The following is a 23015-nucleotide window of genomic DNA, read 5'->3' as shown; positions in this document are numbered from 1 at the left end:
TGCGTCGGCGATCCGTGGGCGTGCCCATGCCGTTCACACCCTATTGCGGTTTTCGTCGAAGTAAATCCGCAGCTCGGTCAGAACCGGCAGGATGTCCTGCAATTTCGAGATATCGAAATCGCGGGCCAGACGTTCGAATTGTGGGCTCATGTCGATGATGATCCGTGCGCGCAGGGTTCGGCCCGCTTCGGTCAGCCAGACCTGTTTCGAAAGACCATCCTCGGGGTTTGGCCGCATCTCGACCAGCCCGTGTTTCACAAGCCCAGCAACTGTGTGCGTCATCGAGGTCTTGGGGACCTGAAACGCCCGCGCCATCGCCATGGGCGTACTGCCATCCCCCACCCGCACAAGATGGTTGAGCACGCCGAAATGCGGGGCGATCAGGCCCTTGGGCATATGCGCTTCAAGCACCGTGCGGCTGAGCTGTTCGATGATGCCGATCTCATTGAAGACCTGAAAGACCAGCGGCGGCGCGTCCTGTGATGTCAAACGGTTCGTACTTTCGCGTCCAGCGGCCAGCGCGGGCTTTGGGGAACCTGCGGGCCATATCCCAATCGGCCCAACATTTGCACGGTTCCACCTTCAGGGGCCAGCAATTCATGCACCTTTTGGTACAACCCGACCATCTCGGGGAATTCCTGTAGCGCCTGGCTCATGGGTTGCACTCCCAGACCCTGCGCAGTGGCCGCGAGGTTGAGACGCACCCAGTCGCGCCCCGCCGCGATCTGGTCGGCGCGGGAGTTTTCGTCGCTCACCAGCCAGATATAGGCCATGCTGGCCTGTGCCGTGCCGCGCACCATGTCGAGGCCGGAGCTATAAGCAAACCCGTCGCGGTCAAGCGCCGCCTCGCGGGAGAACAGACCGGTGAGGCGCATCATCTCCCACATCGGACCAGAGAAATCGAGCCCGTCGGGATTGGCGCTGACCTCTTGCTTGCCGATCCGGAACAGATCGACGCTTTCCTTGTAGGTATGGGGCGTTTCGAACTCGATCTGTAGGGCATCTGCGGTCAGATCACGCAGGCTCTGCACCATGTCCGGCGCGTTGGTTGTGGCTACGTTGCTGCCCTTTCCGACCGCCTGTTCAAGAGATGTCAGAACCTCGGCCCCGACCGGTGTCGCCATGTCATAGGGTTCTTTTAGCGACCGGCGGTTCAGTATCTGCGCAAAAAGATCCGCTTCTTCGCCACCGCTTTCAGGGATGAAACGCGCCACAGCGATGCGCCGGTTGTCCAGATTCAGGTCCGGTTCGCCATCGGGGAACAGATCGAACGCAACGCGATACCCGTCCTGCGCGGCCGCTATCGAAAGCAGCTCCAGAAAACAGCCCAGCCCGACAACGATCTGGCGGCCGAACGGGTCGGTATGGGGCAGCAGACGGTTGGTATCGACATAGAGCGTTACCTCGTCCTCATGCCCCAGATCGACCAGCCAAGGCTGCCGGTTATGCGGGTTCGGGGCAAGGATGGCATAGCTCAGTGCGCGTTTGCGCGGATCGGAATATTGCCCGGCCAGCGACCAGGGCCGCAGTGCATCCTGCGGCGTCCGGGTTGATACGAAACCGGCGGTGGCAGCGCCTGCGGCAACAATGGCACCCCCACCCAGCAAAGCGAGGGTCTTTCTGCGACTCAGGGTCATCAGCGACCCCTTTAGTGCGATATTGAACCAATATAGCTCAATATCGCACTAGTCAAACAGACAGCTATTCCCTATTGCAAAGTGAATTTCAAATTGGTAAATAATTTTTACCAAATTCGGAGTTCCTCGAAAATGCCCGTGATTACAAACATTGACGATCTCAAGCGCATCCATGAGCGTCGTGTGCCACGCATGTTCTATGACTATGCCGAAAGCGGTAGCTGGACCGAGCAGACCTTTCGCGAGAACAGCTCGGATTTCGAGAAACTGCGTCTGCGGCAGCGAATTGCAGTCGATATGTCGGGCCGGTCGACCACCAGCCAGATGATCGGACAGGATGTGGCAATGCCGGTGGCTCTGGCCCCGGTGGGGCTGACCGGCATGCAACACGCCGATGGCGAGATCAAGGCGGCTAGGGCGGCCGAAGCCTTCGGGGTGCCCTTTACGCTTTCGACCATGTCGATCAACTCGATCGAGGACGTGGCCGAAGCAACATCCGCCCCGTTCTGGTTCCAACTCTACACGATGCGCGACCAGGACTATACCAGCCGTTTGATCCAGCGGGCCAAGGACGCCAAATGCTCGGCGCTGGTGATCACGCTTGATCTGCAGATCCTCGGCCAGCGGCACAAAGACCTGAAAAACGGGCTGAGCGCGCCGCCGAAACTGACGCTCAGCACTGTGGCTAACCTGATGACCAAGTGGCGTTGGGGCATCGGCATGCTGGGCGCGCATCGGCGCGAATTCGGCAATATTGTCGGCCATGTCGATGGGATTTCGGACGCCTCCTCGCTCGGGGCCTGGACCGCCGAACAATTCGATCTGACGCTGGACTGGGCCAAGATCGAAAAGCTGATGGAGCAATGGGACGGCAAGGTGATCCTGAAAGGAATCCTTGACCCCGAAGATGCGAAGATGGCGGTCAAACTGGGCGCCGATGCGATCGTGGTGTCGAATCACGGCGGCCGGCAATTGGACGGCGCGCTCAGCTCGATCCGCATGCTGCCGCAGATCATGGATGCGGTCGGAGATGATATCGAGGTACATCTGGATAGCGGCATCCGCTCCGGTCAGGACGTGCTCAAGGCGCTGGCGCTGGGGGCAAAAGGCACCTTTATCGGGCGTGCCTTTGTCTATGGTCTGGGCGCGATGGGCCAGCAGGGCGTCACCACCGCACTGGACGTGATCCACAAAGAGCTCGACACCACCATGGCGCTGTGCGGCGAGCGCCACGTGACGGACCTTGGCCGACATAACCTGCTGATTCCCGAAGATTTCGAAGGCCGCTGGCAGAATATCTGAATTGCTCCTAAAGTGGCGCCATGCTGATCTTTTCCGATCCCTGTCTGGCATTTATTGCCGTTCCCAAAACCGGGACAACCGCGTTCGAACTGGCCTATCGGAGGCAGGCGGATGTGGCGCTTCTGGGGCGGCGCAAACACATGCCGGCGCAGCGCTACCACAGCAAGATCAAGCCGTTTCTGGCGGACACCTTTCGGCTGTACCCCGAAACCGTCGCCATCATGCGCGATCCGCTTGATCAGATCGGTAGCTGGTACCGCTATCGCACCCGTGACGAGTTGAAAGGAACCGACCGCTATACCGGTGGCATGAGCTTTGACAGTTTTGTTCAGGACCTGCTCAGCGACGAGCCGCCCGAACATGCCGTGATTGGCAGCCAGCACCGGATGCTGACCAGCAAAAAGGGTGAATTGCTGATCGACCATCTGTTCCGATACGAGCAATTCGAGATATTCGAAGCGTTCCTGACCCAGCGCTTTGGCGAGCCGCCGGAGCTCAAGACCCAGAATGAATCGCCCGAAGTGGAGCTTGAACTCAGCCCCTCGACCTTGCACGCGCTGCATCAGGCACGGGCTGCGGAATTTGCGCTTTACGCGCGCTTGTGCGACGCCGAGGGCCACCTGCGAAGCTAGGCGGGCCAAGCCTGCGAAATGGGCCTTTTCAAACCCAACAGTCTGGTCTATACGCGCGGCTTCACGCGGGGTGACAGCCTTGGAGGCACCCTGCCCTAACTTTGGAGATTTATCATGGCTGGTGAGATTCCTGATCTCGTAGCTCTGGAACGGACGGGGACAGGCAAGGGCGCCGCTCGTCAGGCGCGTCGCGCCGGTATGGTTCCGGGCATTGTGTTTGGTGGCGACGTAGACCCGCTGCCGATCCAGATTCCGTTCAACGTGTTGTTCAAGCGCCTGAAAGCGGGTCGGTTCAAGTCGACCCTGTTCAACCTGAAGGTCGAAGGCCACGACGACGTCCGCGTCATCTGCCGCGACGTGCAGCGCGATGTGGTCAAGGACCTGCCGACCCATCTGGACCTGATGCGCCTGCGCCGCACCACCAAGATCAACCTGTTCATCCCGGTTGAGTTCGTTGGTGAAGACGTGGCCCCCGGCCTGCGCAAAGGTGGCGTTGTCACCATCGTGCGTCCCGAGGTTGAACTGATGTGTACCGCTGGCGAGATTCCCGAGAAGATCGTTGTTGATCTTTCGGAAATGGAAATCGGCGACGTGGCCACCATCTCGGGCGTGACTCTGCCCGAAGGCACCAAACCGACCATCGACCGCGACTTCGTGATCGCCAACATCGCCGCCCCGTCGGGTCTGGCATCGGCGGATGACGATGAAGAAGGCGAAGGCGCAGAGGCGGAAGAAGCCGTCGAAGCGGAAGAAGCCGCAGAAGAATAATCCTCATCACATGAGGATCGGAACGGAGCCCCTGCGGGCTCCGTTTTTTTGTGCCGCTTGGATTTGCGGATATCTGGCTGGAAATCCGGGCCAAATCGGTGCATCTACTCTGAGAGCAAGACTTGCTTGGAGCGCAGCCATGAAACTGTTTGTCGGATTGGGAAACCCGGGCGGGCAATATGCCGGCCACCGGCACAATATCGGCTTCATGGCCGTGGATCGGATCGCCGAGGATCACGGGTTCGGCCCTTGGAAATCCAAGTTTCAGAGCCAGATCGCCGAGGGCCGTCTGGGCAACGAGAAGATCCTGCTGCTCAAGCCCCAGACCTTCATGAACCGCTCGGGCCAGTCCGTGGGCGAGGCGATGCGTTTCTATAAGCTCGACTCAACCGATGTCACCGTGTTCCACGATGAGCTTGATCTGGCCCCCGGCAAGGTCCGGGTCAAGGCCGGTGGCGGCCATGCCGGGCATAACGGGCTGCGCTCGATCCATGACCATATCGGCGCGGCGTATGACCGGGTGCGCCTGGGCATTGGACATCCGGGCCGCAAAGAACTGGTCTCGGGCTATGTGCTGCACGATTTCTCCAAGGCCGATGAAAGCTGGTTGGATGACGTTCTGCGCGGGGTCTCGGACGGTGCCCCGCAACTGGCCGAGGGCGATGGCGGCAGGTTCATGAACGCGGTTGCCTTGCGCACCGCACCGCCCCGATCATCCAACACCCGGCCCGCCAAGAAAGAGCCCGAGGCCGCGCCCGCGCGCGCCGAACAGCCCCCCGAAGACACCCGCACCCAGATGCAGAAGCTGATGGACCGCTTTCGCTAAGCGATGTGCCCTAACGTCGTCGTTGTCCGGACGGCTGTCAGTTGCCACGGTACCGCCAAACAGGAGGACCTCATGCGGATGATCGTGAAATGGCTGTTGCGGATCGTTCTGGCACTTGTGCTGGCGGTATTAGTCGTCGGGATCTGGAAGCGCGAAGAAATCGGGCGCCTGCTGGCCGCGAACTCGGTGTTTGACGCCGACAAGATCGTTGAGAATTTCTCGAATATGGACGTGGCCTTTCTCTCCACAACCCTGCCACGGGGAAGCGGCCCGACCAGCGAGTTTGCCTATGGCGCAGAATTCGAGTTGCCACAGGGGGCCGACCAATGGCTGGAAGCGCGAACAGCGACGTCCCTGCTGGTGTTGAAAGATGGCGATATCCGCTATGAGCAGTACTTTCTCGACACCAGCCCCGAGGATCAGCGCATCTCATGGTCGGTAGCAAAAAGCTACCTTTCGGCGCTTTTTGGGGTTTTGCTGGAAGACGGCGCAATCAGTTCCCTGGATGATCCGGTGGTCAAATATGCGCCGCAACTCAAGGGCACCGCCTATGAGGCCGCAACCATCCGCAACGTGCTGAACATGGCCAGCGGCGTGGTTTTCGATGAGGACTACTTCGACTACAATTCCGACATCAACCGGATGGGCCGGGTTCTGGCATTGGGCGGCAAGATGGACGATTTTGCGGCCTCGTTGACCGAGACCTTCGCCGAACCCGGCGAGACCTGGCAATATGTCTCCATCGACACCCATATCATCAGCATGGTGGTCCGGGGCGCGACCGGGCGCAGCATTCCTGAATTGCTGACCGAGAAGATCATGCAACCTCTGGGGCTGGAACGCGACGGCTATTACCTCACAGACGGTATTGGCGTGGCCTTTGTTCTGGGCGGCCTCAACTTCACCACCCGCGATTTCGCCCGTTTCGGGCAGATGATTCTGCAGGACGGGACTTATGGTGGAAAACAGATCGTCCCAGCGGACTGGATTGCGGACTCCACCTCCGCCAGCGCCCCGACCAAAGCGGGACAAGACGGTTATGGGTATCAATGGTGGATACCTGCGGATGCGCAGGAGGGCGAGTTTTTTGGCCGCGGCATCTATGGGCAATACCTCTATTTCGACAAACCGCGTGGCGTGCTGATCGTGATGACCGCTGCAGATCGCGGGTTTCGTGACGAGGGTGTCCATGAAAGCAATCTGGAAATGTTCAGACAGATCGCGCAAAATCTGTAAGATGGACGCATGGAGCCCGATGACAGCATAAATGCCCTCGGCGGGGCCCTTGAGCCCTGTTCAAACGACCCCCTGACCGGATTCTTTCGCGACGGCCATTGCAACACCTGCGCGCAGGACCGGGGCAGCCATACGGTCTGCGCGGTGATGACGGTCGAGTTTCTGGCCTATTCCAAATATGTCGGCAACGACCTCAGCACCCCGCGCCCGGAATTTGGCTTCGCCGGGCTGAAACCGGGTGACAACTGGTGCCTGTGTGCCGCGCGGTTCCTGCAGGCCCATGACGAGGGCTGCGCGCCCGAGGTCAATCTGGCCTCAACCCATCGCAGGGCACTGGCCATCGTTCCGCTAGACATCCTGAAACGCTATGAGGCGCAGGCGCATTGATCACAACAATAACGCTAGCGACCGAAATCCCTGGCCTCGCCGCCTTTTGATCTGTCAACCGACAGGATCAGCCCCTGTCTATCGTCACAGTTTTGGGGTCAATCTGCCTCGCGTCCTTCGGTATCGGACATGTCAAAACCCAGATGCTTTGCGACGGTAAAGATGTCCTTGTCGCCGCGCCCGCACATGTTCATGCAGATGATGTGATCCTTGGGCAGGTCCGGCGCAATCTTCATCACATGGGCCAGCGCATGGCTGGGTTCCAGCGCAGGAATGATACCCTCGGTCGCACAGCAAAGCTGGAAGGCCTCCAGCGCCTCCTTGTCGGTGATCGAGACATATCGCGCGCGCCCCACCTCATGCAGCCAGGAATGCTCGGGTCCGATGCCCGGATAATCCAGTCCGGCCGAGATCGAGTATCCCTCAAGGATCTGGCCATCCTCATCCTGCAGCAGGTAGGTCCGGTTGCCATGCAGCACGCCAGGGCGCCCCCCGGTGAGCGAGGCGCAATGTTCCATCTTTTCGTTCACGCCCCTGCCGCCCGCTTCGACGCCGATGATACCGACCTCTTTGTCGTCCAGGAACGGATAGAACAGGCCCATCGCATTCGACCCACCGCCAATCGCCGCGATGAGCGTGTCGGGCAGACGGCCTTCGGCTTTCTGCATCTGCGCCTTGGCTTCCTTGCCGATGATCGACTGGAAATCACGCACCATCGCCGGATACGGGTGCGGTCCGGCCACGGTACCGATGCAGTAAAACGTGTCGCGCACATTGGTCACCCAGTCGCGCAGCGCGTCGTTCATCGCGTCCTTGAGGGTACCACGGCCTGAAGTGACCGGGATTACCTCCGCCCCCAACAAGCGCATTCTGAACACGTTGGGCGATTGGCGCTGCACGTCATGCGCGCCCATATAGACCACGCATTTCAGGCCGAACTTGGCACAGACCGTGGCGGTGGCCACGCCATGCTGCCCGGCGCCGGTCTCTGCGATGATCCGGGTCTTGCCCATGCGCCGCGCCAGAATGATCTGACCCAGCACATTGTTGATCTTGTGGGCCCCGGTATGGTTCAGCTCATCCCGCTTGAGGTAGATCTTCGCACCGCCCAGATGCTCGGTCAGGCGCTCAGCGAAATAGAGCGGCGAGGGGCGGCCCACATAATTGGCCCAGAGGTCGTCCATCTCGGCCCAGAAGCTGGGGTCATCCTTGGCCTTGTTGTATTCCTCTTCCAGCGACAGGATCAGCGGCATCAGGGTTTCGCTGACAAAGCGGCCCCCGAAGATGCCGAACCGGCCCTGTTCATCCGGGCCGGACATGAAGGAATTAAACAGATCGTTGGCCATGGGTCCCTCCGACTTCGTGTGGGATGTTCATATGGGGCAATCGTGGGATTTGCCATCAGAAAAACGCGCGCTCAGGCGTATGTTGCGAACCGTTCAAGCTGCCATCTGGCATAGGCGTTTTCCCTGGTCGGCACATCCTCGCAGGGGAAATGGTGAAAATGATGGGTGACGGCCAATCTGGGGGCGGCGGCGACAACCGCCCGATTAGGGCCGCTTGTCGCATACCGCCTCATCGCCTGCGCGTTTTCCCAAACCGACAAGGACAGCAACACCCCATCTCGTTGAAAGACCGAGGCATGGTGACATCCTGGGGCCGTTCTGGCCTGCCGCAGCACCCGGCCGGCACGCCAGAAGAACTCCGGCGCCATGATCCAGTTTTTCAGTTCCAACCCACCGATGGCCGCCAAGAACATACCGCACCTCCTGTTCAGGGGTGATACGGCCCGCAGCAGCAAAAGGATCAGTCTGATGAGGCCTGAATGAAGGCCCGGATGAGGTCGGAATCCTTCTGGCCCGGCGCGACCTCGATGCCCGACGACACATCCACCTGTTTCGCCCCGGTCATACGGATGGCCTCGCCCACATTCTCGGGCGTGAGACCGCCTGCCAGCATCCACGGCTTGCGCCAGTATTTGCGCCCCGCCAGCAACCGCCAGTCAAAGCGCAGGCCAAGGCCGCCGGGCATGGGCGCGTCTTTTGGTGGTTTTGCCTCGATCAGAAGCTGATCCGCCACATCGCTGAACAGGTCGATCTGCTTCAGATCGCCTTCATCGGCCACGCCGATGACCTTGATCACCGGCAGGCCATACCGCGCCTTGACCTCGGCCACGCGCTCAAGGCTTTCGCCGCCGTGGAGTTGCAGCAGATCGAGCGGCACGGCAGAGGTGATCCGATCAAGCTCTTCATCGTCAGATTTGACAGTGACCGCCACTTTGGCAACCCCAACCGGAACCATCGCGGCCAGGATCGCTGCCTGATCCGGATCAACATAGCGGGGCGATTTGGGAAAGAAGTTGAACCCGACATAGCGCGCGCCAGCTTCTGCCGCCGCGCGCACATGGTCGGCCTGTTTCAGACCGCAAATCTTGACACCGATTTCCGCGGGCATGGTGGGTCAGTTGCCCTCTTCGAGCAAGGCCAGCACCTCGTCCTTGCCTTCGTTCTTCTGCTTCTTGAGCTTGTTCACTTCGCGCTCAAGCTTGCGCACTTCGCGGTATTTCTCACCCGCCTCGCGGCGATGCTTGTGCTCACGCAGCCATTCCAGAACATAGCCGATGATTAACCCTGTCGCGATCCCGCCAAGAACCACAATGAAGACCGGCAAAGGCAGCGAGAAATTGAATCCCACAAGTTCAGCCAAGGCATCCGGCATCAGCTTGAGGGTCACCATCTGGAGGTTGGCTAGCGACACCGACACCAAAACGGTGATCAATGCGGCCAGAAAGGCGTAGCGAATATAGCGCATCATGTCAGGCTTTTCCGTTTAATCGATCCCTGAGCAGCTTGCCGGTCTTGAAGAACGGCACGTGCTTTTGTTCCACATGCACTGTTTCGCCGGTCCTGGGATTGCGACCAATCCGCGCGTCCCGCTGTTTCACCGAAAACGCGCCGAAACCGCGCAACTCCACCCGGTCGCCACGTGCCATGGCATCGGTGACCTCATCAAAAACCGTGTTCACAATCCGCTCGACATCGCGTTGGTAGAGATGCGGGTTCTCGTCAGCAATCTTCTGGATCAGTTCCGAACGGATCATAGGCTCTACCCTCCCAAGGCGACGCGACAGTTTTTGTGAACGTACCGGCAAGTATATGAAAATTCACGCTTGTGTGGAACGTAAAGTCGCAGACAAAACCCGTTATTTCAGGCGTCTCGGCGAAAGATTTCGCTTTGATCGGCGCATTTACGGCAAATCGGCTTACGCTGCGTCGCAGAAACACACGTCAGAGGGGGCTGCGTCGAAGCCCTTGATTCGCAAGGTAAAGCCAAATGGGCGCTGCGCGCTCAGGGATCAGAGCGCGCAACCGCCAGGCCGAGGCCTGCGGCAAGGAAAAAGCCACCCGTCAAGCGGTGCCGCCAGCGCCCCAGCCGCAGCACCGACCGTCGCGCGGATTGCGCCATCGCGACCCAGGCCAGATCGCCGACAAAGATAACGCCCAGATAGACCGCCGCAGCCCAGACCAGCCCGACCCCACCCGCCTGTGAGCTGACAAACTGCGGCAGGAAGGCCGCGCTGAACAAAAGCGTCTTGGGGTTGATCACCGCCAGAAACAGGCCTTGCCAAAACACCGCTCTAACGGGGCGGTCGGTGGCCTGCGCCTTGGGCATCGGATCAAACCCCTGCCGCAAGGCCTGAAGGCCAAGGAATAGCAGATACAGCACACCTGCCCATTTGATCCACCAAAGCGCATCTGCGGCCAGTTGCAGCACCGCGCTGAGGCCGATCACCACGAGGCAAAGCTGCAGGAAAATGCCCAACGTGGTGCCCAGAACAGTCGTCGCACCAAAGCGGAACCCATGCGCGATGGTGTTTGCCACGATCAGCGCTACATTCGGTCCCGGTATGGCAACCAGCAAAAGCGTCGCCGCAACAAGCGCCATTGCCGGATCAAAAGACATGCCCCACCTCGCAGATACTGATGCCAAGCCTATCAGATATACGTGGAAACGAAAAAGGCCCCGCGGTTCGCACCGCAGGGCCTGAATGTCTTCGACGTTTGGACGATCAGTCGCCGGATTTCAGCGCTGCACCCAGAATGTCGCCAAGCGATGCGCCGGAGTCGGAGGAGCCATACTGTTCCACGGCCTCTTTCTCTTCGGCGATCTCGCGAGCCTTGATCGACAGACCCAGACGACGGGTCTTGCTGTCGACATTGGTGACGCGCACATCAACCTTGTCACCGACCGAGAAACGCTCGGGGCGCTGTTCGGCACGGTCACGGCTCAGGTCCGAACGGCGGATGAAGGATTTCATGCCTTCATATTCCACCTCGATGCCGCCATCTTCGATCGCGGTCACGTTCACGGTCACGATCGAGCCGCGCTTCACGCCGCCAACCGCTTCGGCGAACTTGTCGCCACCCAGCGCCTTGATCGAGAGCGAGATACGCTCTTTCTCGACGTCAACCTCGGACACAACGGCCGAAACCATGTCGCCCTTGCGGTAGTTCTGGATCGCATCCTCGCCACGCTCGTCCCAGCTGAGGTCCGAGAGGTGAACCATGCCGTCGATGTCGCCGTCGAGGCCGATGAACAGACCGAATTCGGTGATGTTCTTGACTTCGCCTTCGACCTCGGTGCCCTCGGGGTGGGTTTCTGCAAACACTTCCCACGGGTTGCGCATGGTCTGCTTGAGGCCCAGCGACACGCGGCGCTTGGCACCGTCGATCTCCAGAACCATGACGTCGACTTCCTGGCTGGTCGAAACGATCTTGCCGGGGTGGACGTTTTTCTTGGTCCAGGACATTTCCGAAACGTGGACCAGACCTTCGACGCCCGGCTCCAGCTCAACAAATGCACCGTAATCGGTGATGTTGGTGACGCGGCCCTTGTGGACAGACGACAGCGGATATTTGGCGCCAACCAGATCCCACGGATCTTCCTGCAGCTGCTTCATGCCGAGGCTGATGCGGTGGGTTTCCTTGTTGATCTTGATGACCTGAACCTTGACGGTTTCGCCGATGTTCAGGATCTCGTTCGGGTGGTTGACCCGACGCCATGCCATATCGGTGACGTGCAGCAGACCGTCGACACCGCCCAGATCAACAAACGCACCGTATTCGGTGATGTTCTTGACCACACCGTCGACCGCCTGGCCTTCGGTCAGGTTGCCGATAACCTCGGCACGCTGTTCGGCACGCGATTCTTCCAGGATGGCGCGGCGCGACACAACGATGTTGCCCCGGCGGCGGTCCATTTTCAGAATCTGGAACGGTTGTTTGAGACCCATCAGCGGGCCGGCGTCGCGCACGGGGCGCACATCGACCTGCGAACCGGGGAGGAACGCAACTGCGCCACCCAGATCGACGGTGAAGCCACCTTTGACGCGACCAAAGATTGCACCTTCGACGCGCTGGTCGTCGGCATAGGCTTTTTCCAGACGGTCCCATGCCTCTTCGCGGCGGGCCATCTCACGCGAGATGACGGCTTCGCCACGGGCGTTTTCGGCGGCGCGCAGGTAGACTTCGACCTCGTCACCAACAGCGATTTCAGGGGCTTCGCCGGGATTTGCAAATTCTTTCAGCTCGACGCGGCCTTCCATTTTGTAGCCTACGTCGATGATGGCCTGGCCCGCTTCGATCGCGATCACCTTGCCTTTGACAACGGTCCCTTCTTCGGGCGTGTCCATTTCGAAGCTTTCGTTAAGGAGGGCTTCGAATTCCTCCATGGATGCGTTAGCCATGTGGCAGTTTATTCCTTTACGTTTCACTTTATCTGGCCGAGCGGTTGTCTCCGCCGGTCTTGTTTCAGGCCCGCCTTTGGCGGAACAGGTTGGTCAGACGATCAAATCACGCCATAAAACAAAGAGGGCCGGTGCTCCCGACCCTGCTCGTCTCATTATTCTATGGCTTAAACCGCCTTGTCGACGCGCGTGTCATACGCCGGGTCCCGGCAAAAGGCAAGCCGGTTTCAGGACGTAACGGCATACATTGCCGGGTGCCGCGCATCTGTTAGGTATCACTCCAAATCTCCCGCGAGGCACAACATGACACTGCAAGAGGCTCTGACCACGCAACCGCTTTGGGTGCAAATCTGGGTTGGCTGGATGGCGATCACCGTCATCCTGATGCCGTTGGTGCTGCTGATCTGGCGGCAAACGAGACTGGCCGCCATCGTGACGCTGGCCGCCGCCATATTGGGCGCGCTCGGCATACGCTGGATACATTCCGAGCTTTGCTATGTCCGCCTTCTCGGGCTACCTCATATCGTTTTCTGGCTGCCCGCGATGCTGTATCTTTATCGGGTACAAAAGCAAGACGGTCTATCGCCCTGGGCGATCGGTTTGATTCGCATCATTGCAATCACGATGGCAATCTCGCTGGTCTTCGACACGGTCGATGTCATCCGGTATCTGCTTGGAGAGCGCGCACCGTTCTAAGCCGGTCTGCTCAGACGACGGTTGGCGATCAGATCTCCTCGCCCTTCTTGAGTAGATCGTCGATCAACTGCCGCTGCAGACCGCCGCTGTCCCCTCCGCCATATTGCACCGCCCCGCCGGAATAGAGCGTGCCATAGGTCTTGGCGACATTCACGGTCTGGCCCAGCCCCGAGATGAACTGGTTCTTCTCAAGCGGTGACAACGGATGGATAAAGGCGGCCCAAAGCGTGCCGTTGGCGATCGCGTAACGGGCATCCAGCGCGGAATCGAAATTGGCCTGCATCATCCGCGTGAGGTCCTCGGCGCTCAGATCGCTGGCGCTGCGGATCGGCACCATGGCCCGCATCCGATCGGCCTGCGCGTCGGTCACGACCACCACCGGCACCCCTTCAATCGCGAACTGAAATCCCGGCCCGCTCGGCTGTGCCTCGGGGTCGAGAGCAAAGATGATACGGCCCAGCCGCTCATAGGTCATGGCGGGCTCGGGCTCCGGCGCGTCCTGGGCACTGGTCATCGAGGCGATCAGAACCAAGGGAAGGATATAGCGTAGCATCGGCGATCTCTCCTCTAGACTGGTCCCAACCTAGGCATGCTTGCCCGGGCTGGCGAGACACAGCTTGGTGAGATTTGTGACGCTTACGCTCAGCCCCGGGCGGGTATCTTGTCTTCAATCGCGGCGATGGCGACCGAAAGCGCCGCGTCGATATCGAGGTTCGAGGTATCGATCGTCAACGCATCAGCGGCTGGTCTCAGCGGAGCCTCAGCCCGGTTCATATCCCGCTCATCGCGCGTGCGCACATCGGCCAGAACCTCATCACGTGTCACCACCTGACCGTTGTCGGTCAATTCCAGATAACGCCGTTCGGCCCGCACCTCGGCGCTCGCGGTCACAAACAGCTTGGCCTCGGCATCGGGGCAAATCACCGTGCCAATGTCACGCCCATCGAGCACCGCGCCCCCGGCCCGGCGGGCAAAAGCGCGCTGGAAATCCACCAGCGCAGCCCGCACATCGCCGATCACTGCCACTTTCGAGGCTGCCTGAGCCACGTCCGGGGTGCGCAGATCGGCGCGGTCTATATCCTCGGGCAGCAGGCTGCGGGCTGCGGCAACCGGGTCTTCGCCACCCAGCATCCGACGTCCAACGGCGCGGTAAAGCAAGCCGGTGTCCAGATGACCGAACCCGAAATGCGCCGCCAGCCCCTTGGAGAGTGTCCCCTTGCCCGCCGCTGCCGGGCCGTCAACGGCTATGGTGAACGGCATCCGGCTGCTCACCGATTGTTGCGCTGCAAGCGCGCGCCCAGACCCGCCATCAGCGGCTCGAAGACCGGGAAGGAGGTGGCGATCGGACCGCCGCTATCGATGGTAACTGGCGCCTTCGCGCCCATGCCCATCACCATGAAGGACATGGCGATGCGGTGGTCCAGAAAGGTCTCGCAGGTGCCGCCACCGGGAACCTGTCCGATACCCAGCCCTTCGACCGACCACCAGTCTTCGCCATCCTCAACCGTCACACCATTGGCGCGCAACCCGCGCGCCATGGCGTCGATCCGGTCGCTCTCCTTGACGCGCAATTCCTTCACACCCGCCATAATGGTCGTGCCAGTTGCATTGGCGGCGACAACCGATAGCACCGGGTATTCGTCGATCATCGAGGCGGCGCGCTCGGGCGGCACCTCGATCCCTGTCATGTCGGGCGAGTATTTTGCACGCAGATCTGCCACGGGTTCGCCGCCTTCGACACGCTCGTTCTCATAGCTCAGGTCCGCGCCCATCTCGCGCAATGTGGTGAACAGACCGGCACGGGTCGGGTTCAGTCCGATGCCCGGCACCAGCACATCAGAGTCCGGCGTGATCAGCGCCGCGCAGACCGGAAAGGCCGCGCTGGAGGGATCGCGCGGAACCGCGATGACCTGCGGCTTCAACTCGGGCCGTCCGGTCAGCGTGATCACGCGGCCTTCGTCGGTCTCTTCGACCGTAATTTCGGCTCCGAAGCCCGCCAGCATCCGCTCGGTATGATCGCGGGTCGCCTCCTGCTCGATCACCACGGTCTGGCCGGGCGCGTTCAGACCAGCCAGCAGCACTGCCGACTTCACCTGCGCCGAGGGCACCGGAACCTCATAACGCACCGGAATCGGATCAGCGGCGCCGACCAGCGTCATCGGCAGGCGCCCGCCCGCGCGCCCCACGGCCTGCGTTCCAAACAGCGCCAGCGGATCGGTGACCCGCGCCATCGGGCGGCCATTGAGGCTGGCATCCCCGGTGAAGGTCACCGAGATCGGACAGGTCGCCATCGCGCCCATGATCAGCCGCACGCCGGTGCCGGAATTGCCGCAATCGACCACCTGATCGGGCTCGGCAAACCCACCGACGCCTACCCCATGCACCGTGTATTCGCCGCCGCCATGATCGGTGACCTCTGCCCCGAAAGCGCGCATCGCCTTGGCGGTGTCCAGAACGTCATCCCCTTCCAGCAACCCGGTGATCCGGGTCTCGCCCACGGACAAGGCACCCAGGATCAGCGACCGGTGCGAGATCGACTTGTCGCCCGGCACCTCTGCGGTTCCGGACAGCGGACCGCAGGGATGCGAGGTCATGGGGATAGGCGTACCGTGTCCGGACATGGGGGCTCCTTCAATTCAGCGACCACAGGCCGATTACCGAATTGGTCAAGCCGGGTCCAGCGGGAATGGCGCAAGGCCGGTCGAACGGCCCTGGCGGCAGGACCACATGCTCCGCTCAGGTCTCGCCCAGCCATTTTGCCGGGTTCTCTTCGGCGATCCGGCGGAACACCTCTTCGCCCAGCGCATTGCGCAACCGGAAACACACCGCCTTTTCCGACAGTGCTTCCTGCCGCGTCATGTAGAAATCCGACCCGAACAACACCCGGCTGCGCAGGCGTTCCGCCCCTTCATCCTCGCCCAGCAGGAACAGGCGCAGGAAAGGGATGAAATCCTCGAAATGGAACAACGTGTAAGAGATATCGGTCCAGAGGCCGGGATAGTCACCGCTTTCGATCATCTGGCGGATGCGCACCTGCCAGTTGTTGCGATACTCGTCGGCGAAGGGATTGCTGCGGTCAGGGTTCACATATGCCGACCAATCGCGCTGCCCGCCGAAATGGGCAAGGCAGATCCGCAGGTTCGGATGGACCTTCAGGATCGGGGCATAGGCATCCGGCTCGGTATACCGGTCCGCCCAGTGATCACTCAACTCCCGCCCCTGCACGCCGCCGCGCGAACAATGGGTCATCAGCGGCAGGCCTTTTTCTTCCATCTTCGGGTAGACATGCCGCATCAGGCGCGGATCATCGGGGGCAAAGCCCAGCCGCGGATAGATTTTCACGCCCCGGAACCCCAAATCATCCACCGCGCGCCAAACTTCGCTCCCCTGCCGATCGGCGCGCGGGTCTATGGTGGCAAACGGGATCACGCGCCCCCGCAAATCCGGATCGCGGGCCAGTTCCGCCAACTCATCATGTTGCGCAGACAGAGCAAGGCGCGGGCTGCCATAGCCAAAAGCTGACAAGTCCATCGGCAGCACCACGAAGCGTGTAGTGCTGGGATAGTGTTGCTGGACATTTTCCAAGATCGCCCGCTGGCTTTCCGACTGGGTTTCCTTTTGAAAGCGATGGAGCCGGTCCAGCTTTTCCGCCACCGGATGCTGGCCAATCAACCGCATGAGAAAGGCCAGCCCGCGCACCAGAAACGGCGCTTTCTTGAACAGGCGCAGGAACCGGTAAGGGTAATCCTCGGGCACATGGCCGGCGTGAAACAGGTGGATATGGCAGTTGGTGATGCGAAAACCGGACATGGAAAATACCTTGTGAGGTGATATTGGCGCCTTCAGTGTATCGCCTGCGTCTCTCCTGTCGATGCCACAGAGTCCGACCCTGGCATCTCATCTTCGCCGCATCCATGGGTTGTGCTATGCTGGTTTCATTGTCGAACTGAATTGTGAGTACCCCATGTCTTTTTTGAAAACGTTTCTTGAAACGGGCCCTGAGCATCTGTTTCAGCCGCAAAGGGCCCAGACCGACAACACGGCGATCCTCAACCGATTGGCGGTTCTTGTTGGTGGGGTCGCAATCGGATTGCCTTTGGTTCTCGGCATCGGGTCAGTCGGTTTCGGCAGCTGCTTTCGCGACAGCATCAGCCATTTCTATTATGATCAGAGACTTGGCCCGGTTTTTGTCGGCCTGCTCTACTTCATTGGCGGGTTTCTCATCGCCTATACCGGCGAGCACATTCTTGAAGACAGGGGCAGCACTATCGCCGGGATCGGGGCTTTCATCGTGGCGACAGTCGCGACATTGGGCACCGGCTGCGAAGGTCGCGATATCTTCCTGTCACGTGTCTTCGCACAGGTCACCAATAGCGATCCCCTCACGGTCGCCGAGGCACCCGGGCAGGGATTTTTCAATCTCTTCAGCGCGGCCAGCGATTGGCACTTAACGGCTGCGGGTATCTTGTTCATCTATCTCGGTCTTTACTGCCTGATCGTCCTGAAACGGGTGGTCCCCGCCCGGCATGAGCGAAACGGCGTTCTGATCGAAAGCAAGCGCAAGCGTAACCGGCTCTACAGCTATTGCGGCCTGACCATTCTGGCATGCGTCGCGCTGCTGGCGATCAAGGGGGCGATCGGTGGTCCGGGCTTCCTTGACTGGTGGAACAGCCTGAACCTGACTTTCTTTGTCGAGGCGACGGCGCTCTGGGCTTTCGGGATCGCCTGGTTCGCCAAGGGCCGCGTGTTCAATACGCTGAACGATGCCTAACCGGCGCGGCGGAAGGTCAGATAATGCGGCACCCGGCCTTCGCGCAGGGCCTTCTGTTCGTACCGCGTCGACAGCCAGTCATCCCAGGGCGCGCGCCAGTCAGCGGGACGCTCGGCCAGCCAGTCGAAACTGGCCTTGGGCACCTCTTCCAGGGTCTGGCGCACATAGTCGGGGATGTCGGTCGCCACGCGAAAGATCGCGCCGGGCTTCATGACACGCGCCAGTGGCTCCAGATGCTCCTGGGTCACGAACCGGCGGCGGTGGTGGCGTTTCTTGGGCCAGGGGTCGGGATAGAGCAGGAAAGCTCTTGCAATCGATGCATCGGGCAGCACATCCATCAGGTCGCGAGCATCGCCGGGATGCACGGCGAGGTTACTGACATCCGCGCGCCGAATCTTGCCCAGCAGCATCGCCACGCCATTGATGTAGGGCTCCGCCCCGATGATGCCCACATCCGGGTTCGCTGCAGCCTGATGCACCATATGTTCACCACCGCCGAATCCGACCTCCAGCCAGACTGGCTTGCCGTCAAAGCGGGCATCCAGATCCAGCGGGGTGCGTTCGGGGTTCGCGTCCCAGTCCACCGCGCCAGGTGAAAGCGCGGCAAGGTCTTCGTCCAGATAGGTCTTCTGGCTCTGCTTGAGGGTCTTGCCCTTCAGGCGGCCATAGAAGTTTCTGTGCGGGCGGGCGGGCGACTGGGTGCTCATGGCGAGGCCCATAAAGATTTGCGCGGCGCGCTGCAATACCGGGCTGAAAAAACGAAAGGCGGCCCGTGGACCGCCTTTGCAAATTCGCTTGAACTCAATCAGGCCGCGCGCTTGAGCGCTTCTGCCAGATCGGTGCGTTCCCAGCTGAAACCGCCATCCGCGCTCGGCTCGCGACCGAAATGGCCATAAGCGGCGGTGCGCTGATAGATCGGTTTGTTCAGGTCCAGATGCGAGCGGATGCCACGCGGGGTCAGGTCCATGATCTGATCAATCGCCTTTTCGATCTCGGCGTCACGCACTAGGCCCGTGCCATGGGTATCCGCATAGATCGACAGCGGCCGGGAGACACCGATCGCATAGCTGAGCTGGATCGTGCAGCGTTCCGCCATGCCAGCCGCGACCACGTTCTTGGCCAGATAGCGCGCCGCATAAGCCGCCGAACGGTCCACCTTGGTCGGGTCCTTGCCGGAAAACGCGCCGCCGCCATGGGGCGCCGCGCCTCCATAGGTATCCACGATGATCTTGCGTCCGGTCAGGCCTGCGTCGCCATCGGGGCCGCCGATGACAAATTTGCCCGTCGGGTTCACGTGCCACTCGGTCTCGGGGCTCAGCCAGCCATCGGGCAGCGTTTCGCGAATGTAGGGTTCAACGATCTGGCGGATATCGTCCGAGGTCAGCGCCTCGTCCAGATGCTGGGTCGACAGCACGACCGAACTGACGCCCACCGGTTTGCCATCGCGATAAATCACCGACAGCTGCGACTTGGCGTCCGGGCCAAGCGCGGGTTCTGTGCCGTTCTTGCGCACTTCGGCCAGCCGCCGCAGGATCGCGTGGCTATACTGGATCGGGGCCGGCATCAGCGCCGGAGTTTCGGTGGTGGCGTAACCGAACATGATGCCTTGATCGCCCGCGCCTTCGTCCTTGTTGTCGGAGGCATCGACGCCTTGCGCGATATGGGCGGATTGTTCATGCAACAGGTTGGTGATCTCGCAGGTGTTCCAGTGGAACTTGTCCTGCTCATAGCCGATATCGCGAATGCAGTCGCGGGCGATCTGGTCGATCTTGCCCATATATTCGTGCAGCTTGTCCTGATCCGACAAACCGACTTCGCCGCCGATCACGACGCGGTTGGTTGTGGCAAAGGTTTCCGCGGCAACGCGCGCTTCGGGCTCTTCGCTCAGGAAGGCATCGAGGACCGCATCCGAGATCCGGTCACAAACCTTATCGGGATGGCCCTCGGAAACGGATTCCGAAGTGAAGATGTAATTCTGTCGGGACATGTAAGTGCTCCATTAAATGTTTCCCAACCACGCCAGGAAGCCGTTGTGGTGGGTTCGACCCCGGATACGCGCGGTGCAGGCGCGGGTCAATCGCAAAATCAGCCTGCGCACTTGCGTTGCAGGACAATCGCGACGCTGAGTCCAAAGAGAAGGAACAGAAATGCTGGCAGATCACCGCTCTGCGCATAAAAGGTCGATCCGCGTGGCGCGGGCAGGCTTGCATCAATATATCCGTCTACGCCCAGCGGTATCTCGGCAATTGTCCTTCCGTAGGGATCAATCATAGCCGACACGCCGGTATTGGCCACGCGCACCATGGGCAGCCCCTGCTCGATCGCGCGCATCCGGGCTTGCGCCAGGTGCTGATAGGGGCCGGACCAAGACCCGAACCACGCATCATTGGTCACTTGCAGCAACATGTCGGGGCGTGATGGGGCCGCGCCCACATCCTGCGGGAACACCGCCTCGTAACAAATCAGCGGCAGGGCGGTTCCAATGGGTCCAAGTGACATGAGTTCCGGTCCTGGGCCAGCACTGAACCCCTGCCCGGCATTGGTGGCGAAGCCCTGAATACCGACCCGGGCCAGCAGATCGCCAAATGGCACGTACTCTCCAAACGGTACCAGATGATGCTTGTCATAAACACTTGCAGGCGCACCTTCGCCATCCAGATAGACCGCCGAGTTGTAAATCCGGGTCCCGTCATAACGGCGGATGCCCAGAACAACCGGAACACCCCCGGCGGCATCACTGATGGTGCGGAACACGCCCCCGGCTTCGTCCAGCCAGGTCGGGATAGCGGTTTCCGGCCAGACGATCAAATCAGGCCGGGGCCCGGCTGCGGTGAATTCGATCTGACGCCGGAAAAAGCGCGGAATATGCGTCGGGTCCCATTTCAGGTGTTGCGGCGCATTGGGTTGCACCAGCCGCACGGTCTTGCCGGTCAGCGTCGCCGGAGGCGGCCCAGCGCTGAACGATATCGCAACCACCAGCAGGCAAAGCGCGGGCACAGTGTTCAGCGCGCGCGGCAGCGCGGCTCCCGTACCGCTTATCGCAGCCCCCAATGGCAGCGTGGACGCCAAGGTGGCGATGGCCAAGCCCTGCGGGCCGATATAGGGCAGCGATTGCGCCAGCGAGGTATCGACCCAGATCTGCCCGAACGCGGCCCAGGGGAACCCGGTCAGCACATAGGCCCGCGCAAACTCGGCCAGCGACCAGGTGAAAACCAAGATCCAACTGCGCCCGACGCCCCCCAGGCGCGGTGCTGCCGCCACCCAGAACGCCGCCGCCCAGAACATCGATAGCCCGCCTGCCATGAACACCAGCGCAAATGGCGCCATCCAGCCATGGCGGGGAATGTCCACCAGAAACGGCTCGACGATCCAGGACAGGCCATGGCCGAAGTACCCCAGACCGAAGGCCCAGCCGATCAGGGCCGCCTGCTTGCGCGTACGGTCCTGCAAACCAAGAACCGGAAGGCAGATCAGGGCACCCAGCGTCGCGGGCCACAGATGGTAGGGCGCCAGCCCCAGCGCTGCCACAAGGCCAAGCACTACTGCCAGCGCCAGCCGCGACCGCTGGATCATCCGGCGGTGTCCGGCAGCATGACGCGCAATCGCTTGATGCGGCGCGGGTCGGCCTCGATCACTTCGAATTCAGGGCCGTCGGGATGCACCACCACCTCGCCCCTTGCAGGCACACGCCCAGAAAGCATGAAAACCAGCCCGCCCAGCGTGTCGATTTCTTCCTCGTCGACGTCCTCGTGGCTGGTCAGGGACTGGCCGATCTCGGCCTCGAATTCATCCAACGGGGTCCGGGACTGCGCGACATAACATCCCGGTTTGACCTTGACCCAGGTCTGATCCTCGCCAGGATCATGCTCGTCCTCAATCTCTCCGACCACCTGTTCCAGCAGATCCTCAATGGTCAGCAACCCGTCGACGCCGCCATATTCGTCGATCACCAGTGCGATGTGGCAACGGTCAGCCTGCATCTTGGCCAGCAACACGCCCAGAGGCATCGAGGGCGGCACATAGAGCATCGGACGCAACATCGTGGTCAGATCGAAAGTGGCGGAATTGCCGTTGAACCCATGGGTCAGCGCGAAATCCTTGAGATGCACAAACCCAAGCGGCGTGTCGAGCGTTCCTTCATAGACTGGCAGCCGCGTCAGCCCGCTTTCGCGAAAGACCTTGACCAGCTCCTCTCGAGCGATTGTCCCGGGGACCGAGACGATCTCGGCCGTGGGGATAGCGACATCCTCGACCCGCAACCGCCGCAGGTTGACCATGCCGGGCAACTGCGTCACAGGCCGACCGGGTCCGTTTTGTGGTGTTTCTTCCGGTGGCTCACCCGGAGACAGGGCCCCCATGATCCGACCGAGCAATCCTGCCCTGTCGCTGGTCCGGTCGCTGTCACTTTCACTCTGCGCGCGATGCGCTGCGCTAGAACTGCCGTCTATGTCGTCCATTAATCCTGATCCAAATCCCGCGGTCCATCCGGCCCCGCAAACTCACTATATGGGTTATCCAGACCCAGTTTGCCAAGTATCTCGACCTCAAGCCCCTCCATAAGAGTGGCATCAGCGTCACGGACGTGATCATACCCCAGTAGATGCAACACGCCATGAACGATCAAATGGGTCACGTGATCTTGCAATCTTTTGCCCGACGCTTCGGCCTCTCTGGCGCAGGTGTCATAGGATATCGCGATGTCTCCCAAGCCGATTTCGCCGGTGAAATCGGGCTTTGGCAGTTCGGGTGTGCCACCATCTCTGTCTGCGGCCAGCTCGACCGAGGGCCAGCTGAGCACGTTTGTGGGCGTCACTTTGTCGCGAAAGGCCCCGTTCAGCTCGGCAATCCGCGCATCACCGCAGGCCAGCAGGCTCACCTCGCAGCTGTCCGATTCGATCCCCAGATGGTCCAGCGCCGCGACGACGGCCCGTTCTGCCAACTGCGACAGGTCGCCCCAGCGGGTATCTTCCAGTGTCAGGTCCAGCTCCATGCGTGCCTCGGCAAAATCAGGGAC

General features: G+C 60.9%; 26 protein-coding genes and 1 riboswitch. Of the genes, 8 read left to right on the top strand and 18 right to left on the bottom strand.

Annotation, left to right across the window (positions count from 1 at the left end; translation table 11 throughout):
- Window positions 1-33: 33 nt before the first annotated feature.
- Window positions 34-489 (bottom strand): MarR family winged helix-turn-helix transcriptional regulator, encoded by a 456-nt coding sequence (locus AB1E34_RS04745; protein WP_372571187.1) that lies wholly within the window; start codon window positions 487-489, stop codon window positions 34-36.
- Window positions 486-1637, bottom strand: a complete 1152-nt coding sequence (locus AB1E34_RS04740; protein ID WP_372571186.1) for an Acg family FMN-binding oxidoreductase — start codon at window positions 1635-1637, stop codon at window positions 486-488. Before AB1E34_RS04740 ends, AB1E34_RS04745 begins: the two co-directional genes overlap by 4 nt.
- Before the next feature lie 132 nt (window positions 1638-1769).
- On the opposite strand from AB1E34_RS04740, the gene AB1E34_RS04735 reads away from it, so the two are divergent.
- From AB1E34_RS04735 to AB1E34_RS04710, 6 genes are all read left to right on the top strand, one after another.
- A complete protein-coding gene (locus AB1E34_RS04735; RefSeq protein WP_372571185.1) occupies window positions 1770-2939 on the top strand; it encodes an alpha-hydroxy acid oxidase in 1170 nt (389 codons plus the stop codon).
- A gap of 20 nt (window positions 2940-2959) precedes the next feature.
- Window positions 2960-3571, top strand: a complete 612-nt coding sequence (locus AB1E34_RS04730) for a hypothetical protein (RefSeq protein ID WP_372571184.1) — start codon at window positions 2960-2962, stop codon at window positions 3569-3571.
- A gap of 114 nt (window positions 3572-3685) precedes the next feature.
- On the top strand, window positions 3686-4339 hold the full coding sequence (locus tag AB1E34_RS04725; RefSeq protein ID WP_372571183.1) for a 50S ribosomal protein L25/general stress protein Ctc: 654 nt from the start codon (window positions 3686-3688) through the stop codon (window positions 4337-4339).
- A gap of 139 nt (window positions 4340-4478) precedes the next feature.
- Window positions 4479-5165: an aminoacyl-tRNA hydrolase gene (pth, locus tag AB1E34_RS04720; RefSeq protein WP_372571182.1), complete on the top strand. Its 687-nt coding sequence runs from the start codon at window positions 4479-4481 to the stop codon at window positions 5163-5165.
- Window positions 5166-5237: 72 nt separating this feature from the next.
- Window positions 5238-6401, top strand: coding sequence for a serine hydrolase domain-containing protein (locus tag AB1E34_RS04715; protein ID WP_372571181.1), 1164 nt, complete (start codon window positions 5238-5240; stop codon window positions 6399-6401).
- 9 nt (window positions 6402-6410) lie between these two features.
- Window positions 6411-6788, top strand: coding sequence for a DUF2237 family protein (locus AB1E34_RS04710; RefSeq protein WP_372571180.1), 378 nt, complete (start codon window positions 6411-6413; stop codon window positions 6786-6788).
- 98 nt (window positions 6789-6886) lie between these two features.
- Here AB1E34_RS04710 and trpB read toward each other — a convergent pair whose 3' ends face one another.
- The 7 genes from trpB to rpsA all read right to left on the bottom strand — a co-directional run bounded on the left by trpB (window position 6887) and on the right by rpsA (window position 12534).
- A complete protein-coding gene (gene trpB, locus AB1E34_RS04705; RefSeq protein ID WP_372571179.1) occupies window positions 6887-8134 on the bottom strand; it encodes a tryptophan synthase subunit beta in 1248 nt (415 codons plus the stop codon).
- Between the two features lie 71 nt (window positions 8135-8205).
- The gene (locus AB1E34_RS04700) at window positions 8206-8547 is read right to left on the bottom strand and encodes an antibiotic biosynthesis monooxygenase (RefSeq protein ID WP_372571178.1); all 342 of its coding nucleotides are present in this window, start codon (window positions 8545-8547) and stop codon (window positions 8206-8208) included.
- Between the two features lie 47 nt (window positions 8548-8594).
- Window positions 8595-9242 carry a phosphoribosylanthranilate isomerase gene (locus AB1E34_RS04695; protein WP_372571177.1) on the bottom strand — a complete coding sequence of 216 codons (648 nt, stop codon included), beginning with the start codon at window positions 9240-9242 and terminating at the stop codon, window positions 8595-8597.
- A 6-nt stretch (window positions 9243-9248) separates the two neighbouring features.
- Window positions 9249-9599, bottom strand: a complete 351-nt coding sequence (locus AB1E34_RS04690; RefSeq protein ID WP_372571434.1) for a LapA family protein — start codon at window positions 9597-9599, stop codon at window positions 9249-9251.
- A 4-nt stretch (window positions 9600-9603) separates the two neighbouring features.
- A complete protein-coding gene (gene ihfB, locus AB1E34_RS04685) occupies window positions 9604-9888 on the bottom strand; it encodes an integration host factor subunit beta (RefSeq protein ID WP_249709668.1) in 285 nt (94 codons plus the stop codon).
- Window positions 9889-10136: 248 nt separating this feature from the next.
- Complete coding sequence (locus tag AB1E34_RS04680) at window positions 10137-10751, bottom strand: LysE family translocator (protein WP_372571176.1); 615 nt, start codon at window positions 10749-10751, stop codon at window positions 10137-10139.
- Between the two features lie 106 nt (window positions 10752-10857).
- Window positions 10858-12534: a 30S ribosomal protein S1 gene (gene rpsA, locus AB1E34_RS04675; protein ID WP_372571175.1), complete on the bottom strand. Its 1677-nt coding sequence runs from the start codon at window positions 12532-12534 to the stop codon at window positions 10858-10860.
- A gap of 303 nt (window positions 12535-12837) precedes the next feature.
- Here rpsA and AB1E34_RS04670 point away from each other — a divergent pair, with 303 nt between their 5' ends.
- Complete coding sequence (locus AB1E34_RS04670; protein WP_372571174.1) at window positions 12838-13230, top strand: hypothetical protein; 393 nt, start codon at window positions 12838-12840, stop codon at window positions 13228-13230.
- A gap of 28 nt (window positions 13231-13258) precedes the next feature.
- On the opposite strand, the gene AB1E34_RS04665 is transcribed toward AB1E34_RS04670, so the two are convergent.
- From AB1E34_RS04665 to AB1E34_RS04650, 4 genes are all read right to left on the bottom strand, one after another.
- Window positions 13259-13783 (bottom strand): hypothetical protein, encoded by a 525-nt coding sequence (locus tag AB1E34_RS04665; RefSeq protein ID WP_372571173.1) that lies wholly within the window; start codon window positions 13781-13783, stop codon window positions 13259-13261.
- An 89-nt stretch (window positions 13784-13872) separates the two neighbouring features.
- Window positions 13873-14490, bottom strand: coding sequence for a (d)CMP kinase (locus tag AB1E34_RS04660; RefSeq protein WP_372571433.1), 618 nt, complete (start codon window positions 14488-14490; stop codon window positions 13873-13875).
- A gap of 8 nt (window positions 14491-14498) precedes the next feature.
- A complete protein-coding gene (aroA, locus tag AB1E34_RS04655) occupies window positions 14499-15851 on the bottom strand; it encodes a 3-phosphoshikimate 1-carboxyvinyltransferase (RefSeq protein ID WP_372571172.1) in 1353 nt (450 codons plus the stop codon).
- 115 nt (window positions 15852-15966) lie between these two features.
- On the bottom strand, window positions 15967-17040 hold the full coding sequence (locus AB1E34_RS04650) for an amidohydrolase family protein (RefSeq protein ID WP_372571171.1): 1074 nt from the start codon (window positions 17038-17040) through the stop codon (window positions 15967-15969).
- Between the two features lie 154 nt (window positions 17041-17194).
- Here AB1E34_RS04650 and AB1E34_RS04645 point away from each other — a divergent pair, with 154 nt between their 5' ends.
- Window positions 17195-18001: a hypothetical protein gene (locus tag AB1E34_RS04645; RefSeq protein ID WP_372571170.1), complete on the top strand. Its 807-nt coding sequence runs from the start codon at window positions 17195-17197 to the stop codon at window positions 17999-18001.
- Here the strand turns inward: AB1E34_RS04645 and trmB are convergent.
- From trmB to ybeY, 5 genes are all read right to left on the bottom strand, one after another.
- Complete coding sequence (gene trmB, locus AB1E34_RS04640) at window positions 17998-18708, bottom strand: tRNA (guanine(46)-N(7))-methyltransferase TrmB (RefSeq protein ID WP_372571169.1); 711 nt, start codon at window positions 18706-18708, stop codon at window positions 17998-18000. The two genes, AB1E34_RS04645 and trmB, sit on opposite strands and share 4 nt — an antisense overlap.
- Before the next feature lie 98 nt (window positions 18709-18806).
- Window positions 18807-19988 carry a methionine adenosyltransferase gene (metK, locus tag AB1E34_RS04635; protein ID WP_372571168.1) on the bottom strand — a complete coding sequence of 394 codons (1182 nt, stop codon included), beginning with the start codon at window positions 19986-19988 and terminating at the stop codon, window positions 18807-18809.
- A gap of 5 nt (window positions 19989-19993) precedes the next feature.
- Window positions 19994-20043: riboswitch (SAM-SAH riboswitch) on the bottom strand.
- 43 nt (window positions 20044-20086) lie between these two features.
- A complete protein-coding gene (lnt, locus tag AB1E34_RS04630) occupies window positions 20087-21574 on the bottom strand; it encodes an apolipoprotein N-acyltransferase (protein WP_372571167.1) in 1488 nt (495 codons plus the stop codon).
- Entirely contained in the window at window positions 21571-22458 is an 888-nt protein-coding gene (locus AB1E34_RS04625) for a hemolysin family protein (protein WP_372571166.1), read from the bottom strand. The genes lnt and AB1E34_RS04625 overlap by 4 nt, the downstream gene beginning before the upstream one ends.
- Complete coding sequence (gene ybeY / locus AB1E34_RS04620; RefSeq protein ID WP_372571165.1) at window positions 22458-22991, bottom strand: rRNA maturation RNase YbeY; 534 nt, start codon at window positions 22989-22991, stop codon at window positions 22458-22460. Before ybeY ends, AB1E34_RS04625 begins: the two co-directional genes overlap by 1 nt.
- Between the last annotated feature and the right edge of the window lie 24 nt (window positions 22992-23015).

This window comes from Ruegeria jejuensis, from assembly GCF_041537905.1.
In the GTDB taxonomy this organism is placed as follows: Bacteria; Pseudomonadota; Alphaproteobacteria; order Rhodobacterales; family Rhodobacteraceae; genus Ruegeria_C.
The sequence above is the reverse complement of the archived record's forward strand: the minus strand, read 5'-3'. Positions and strand labels throughout refer to the sequence as shown.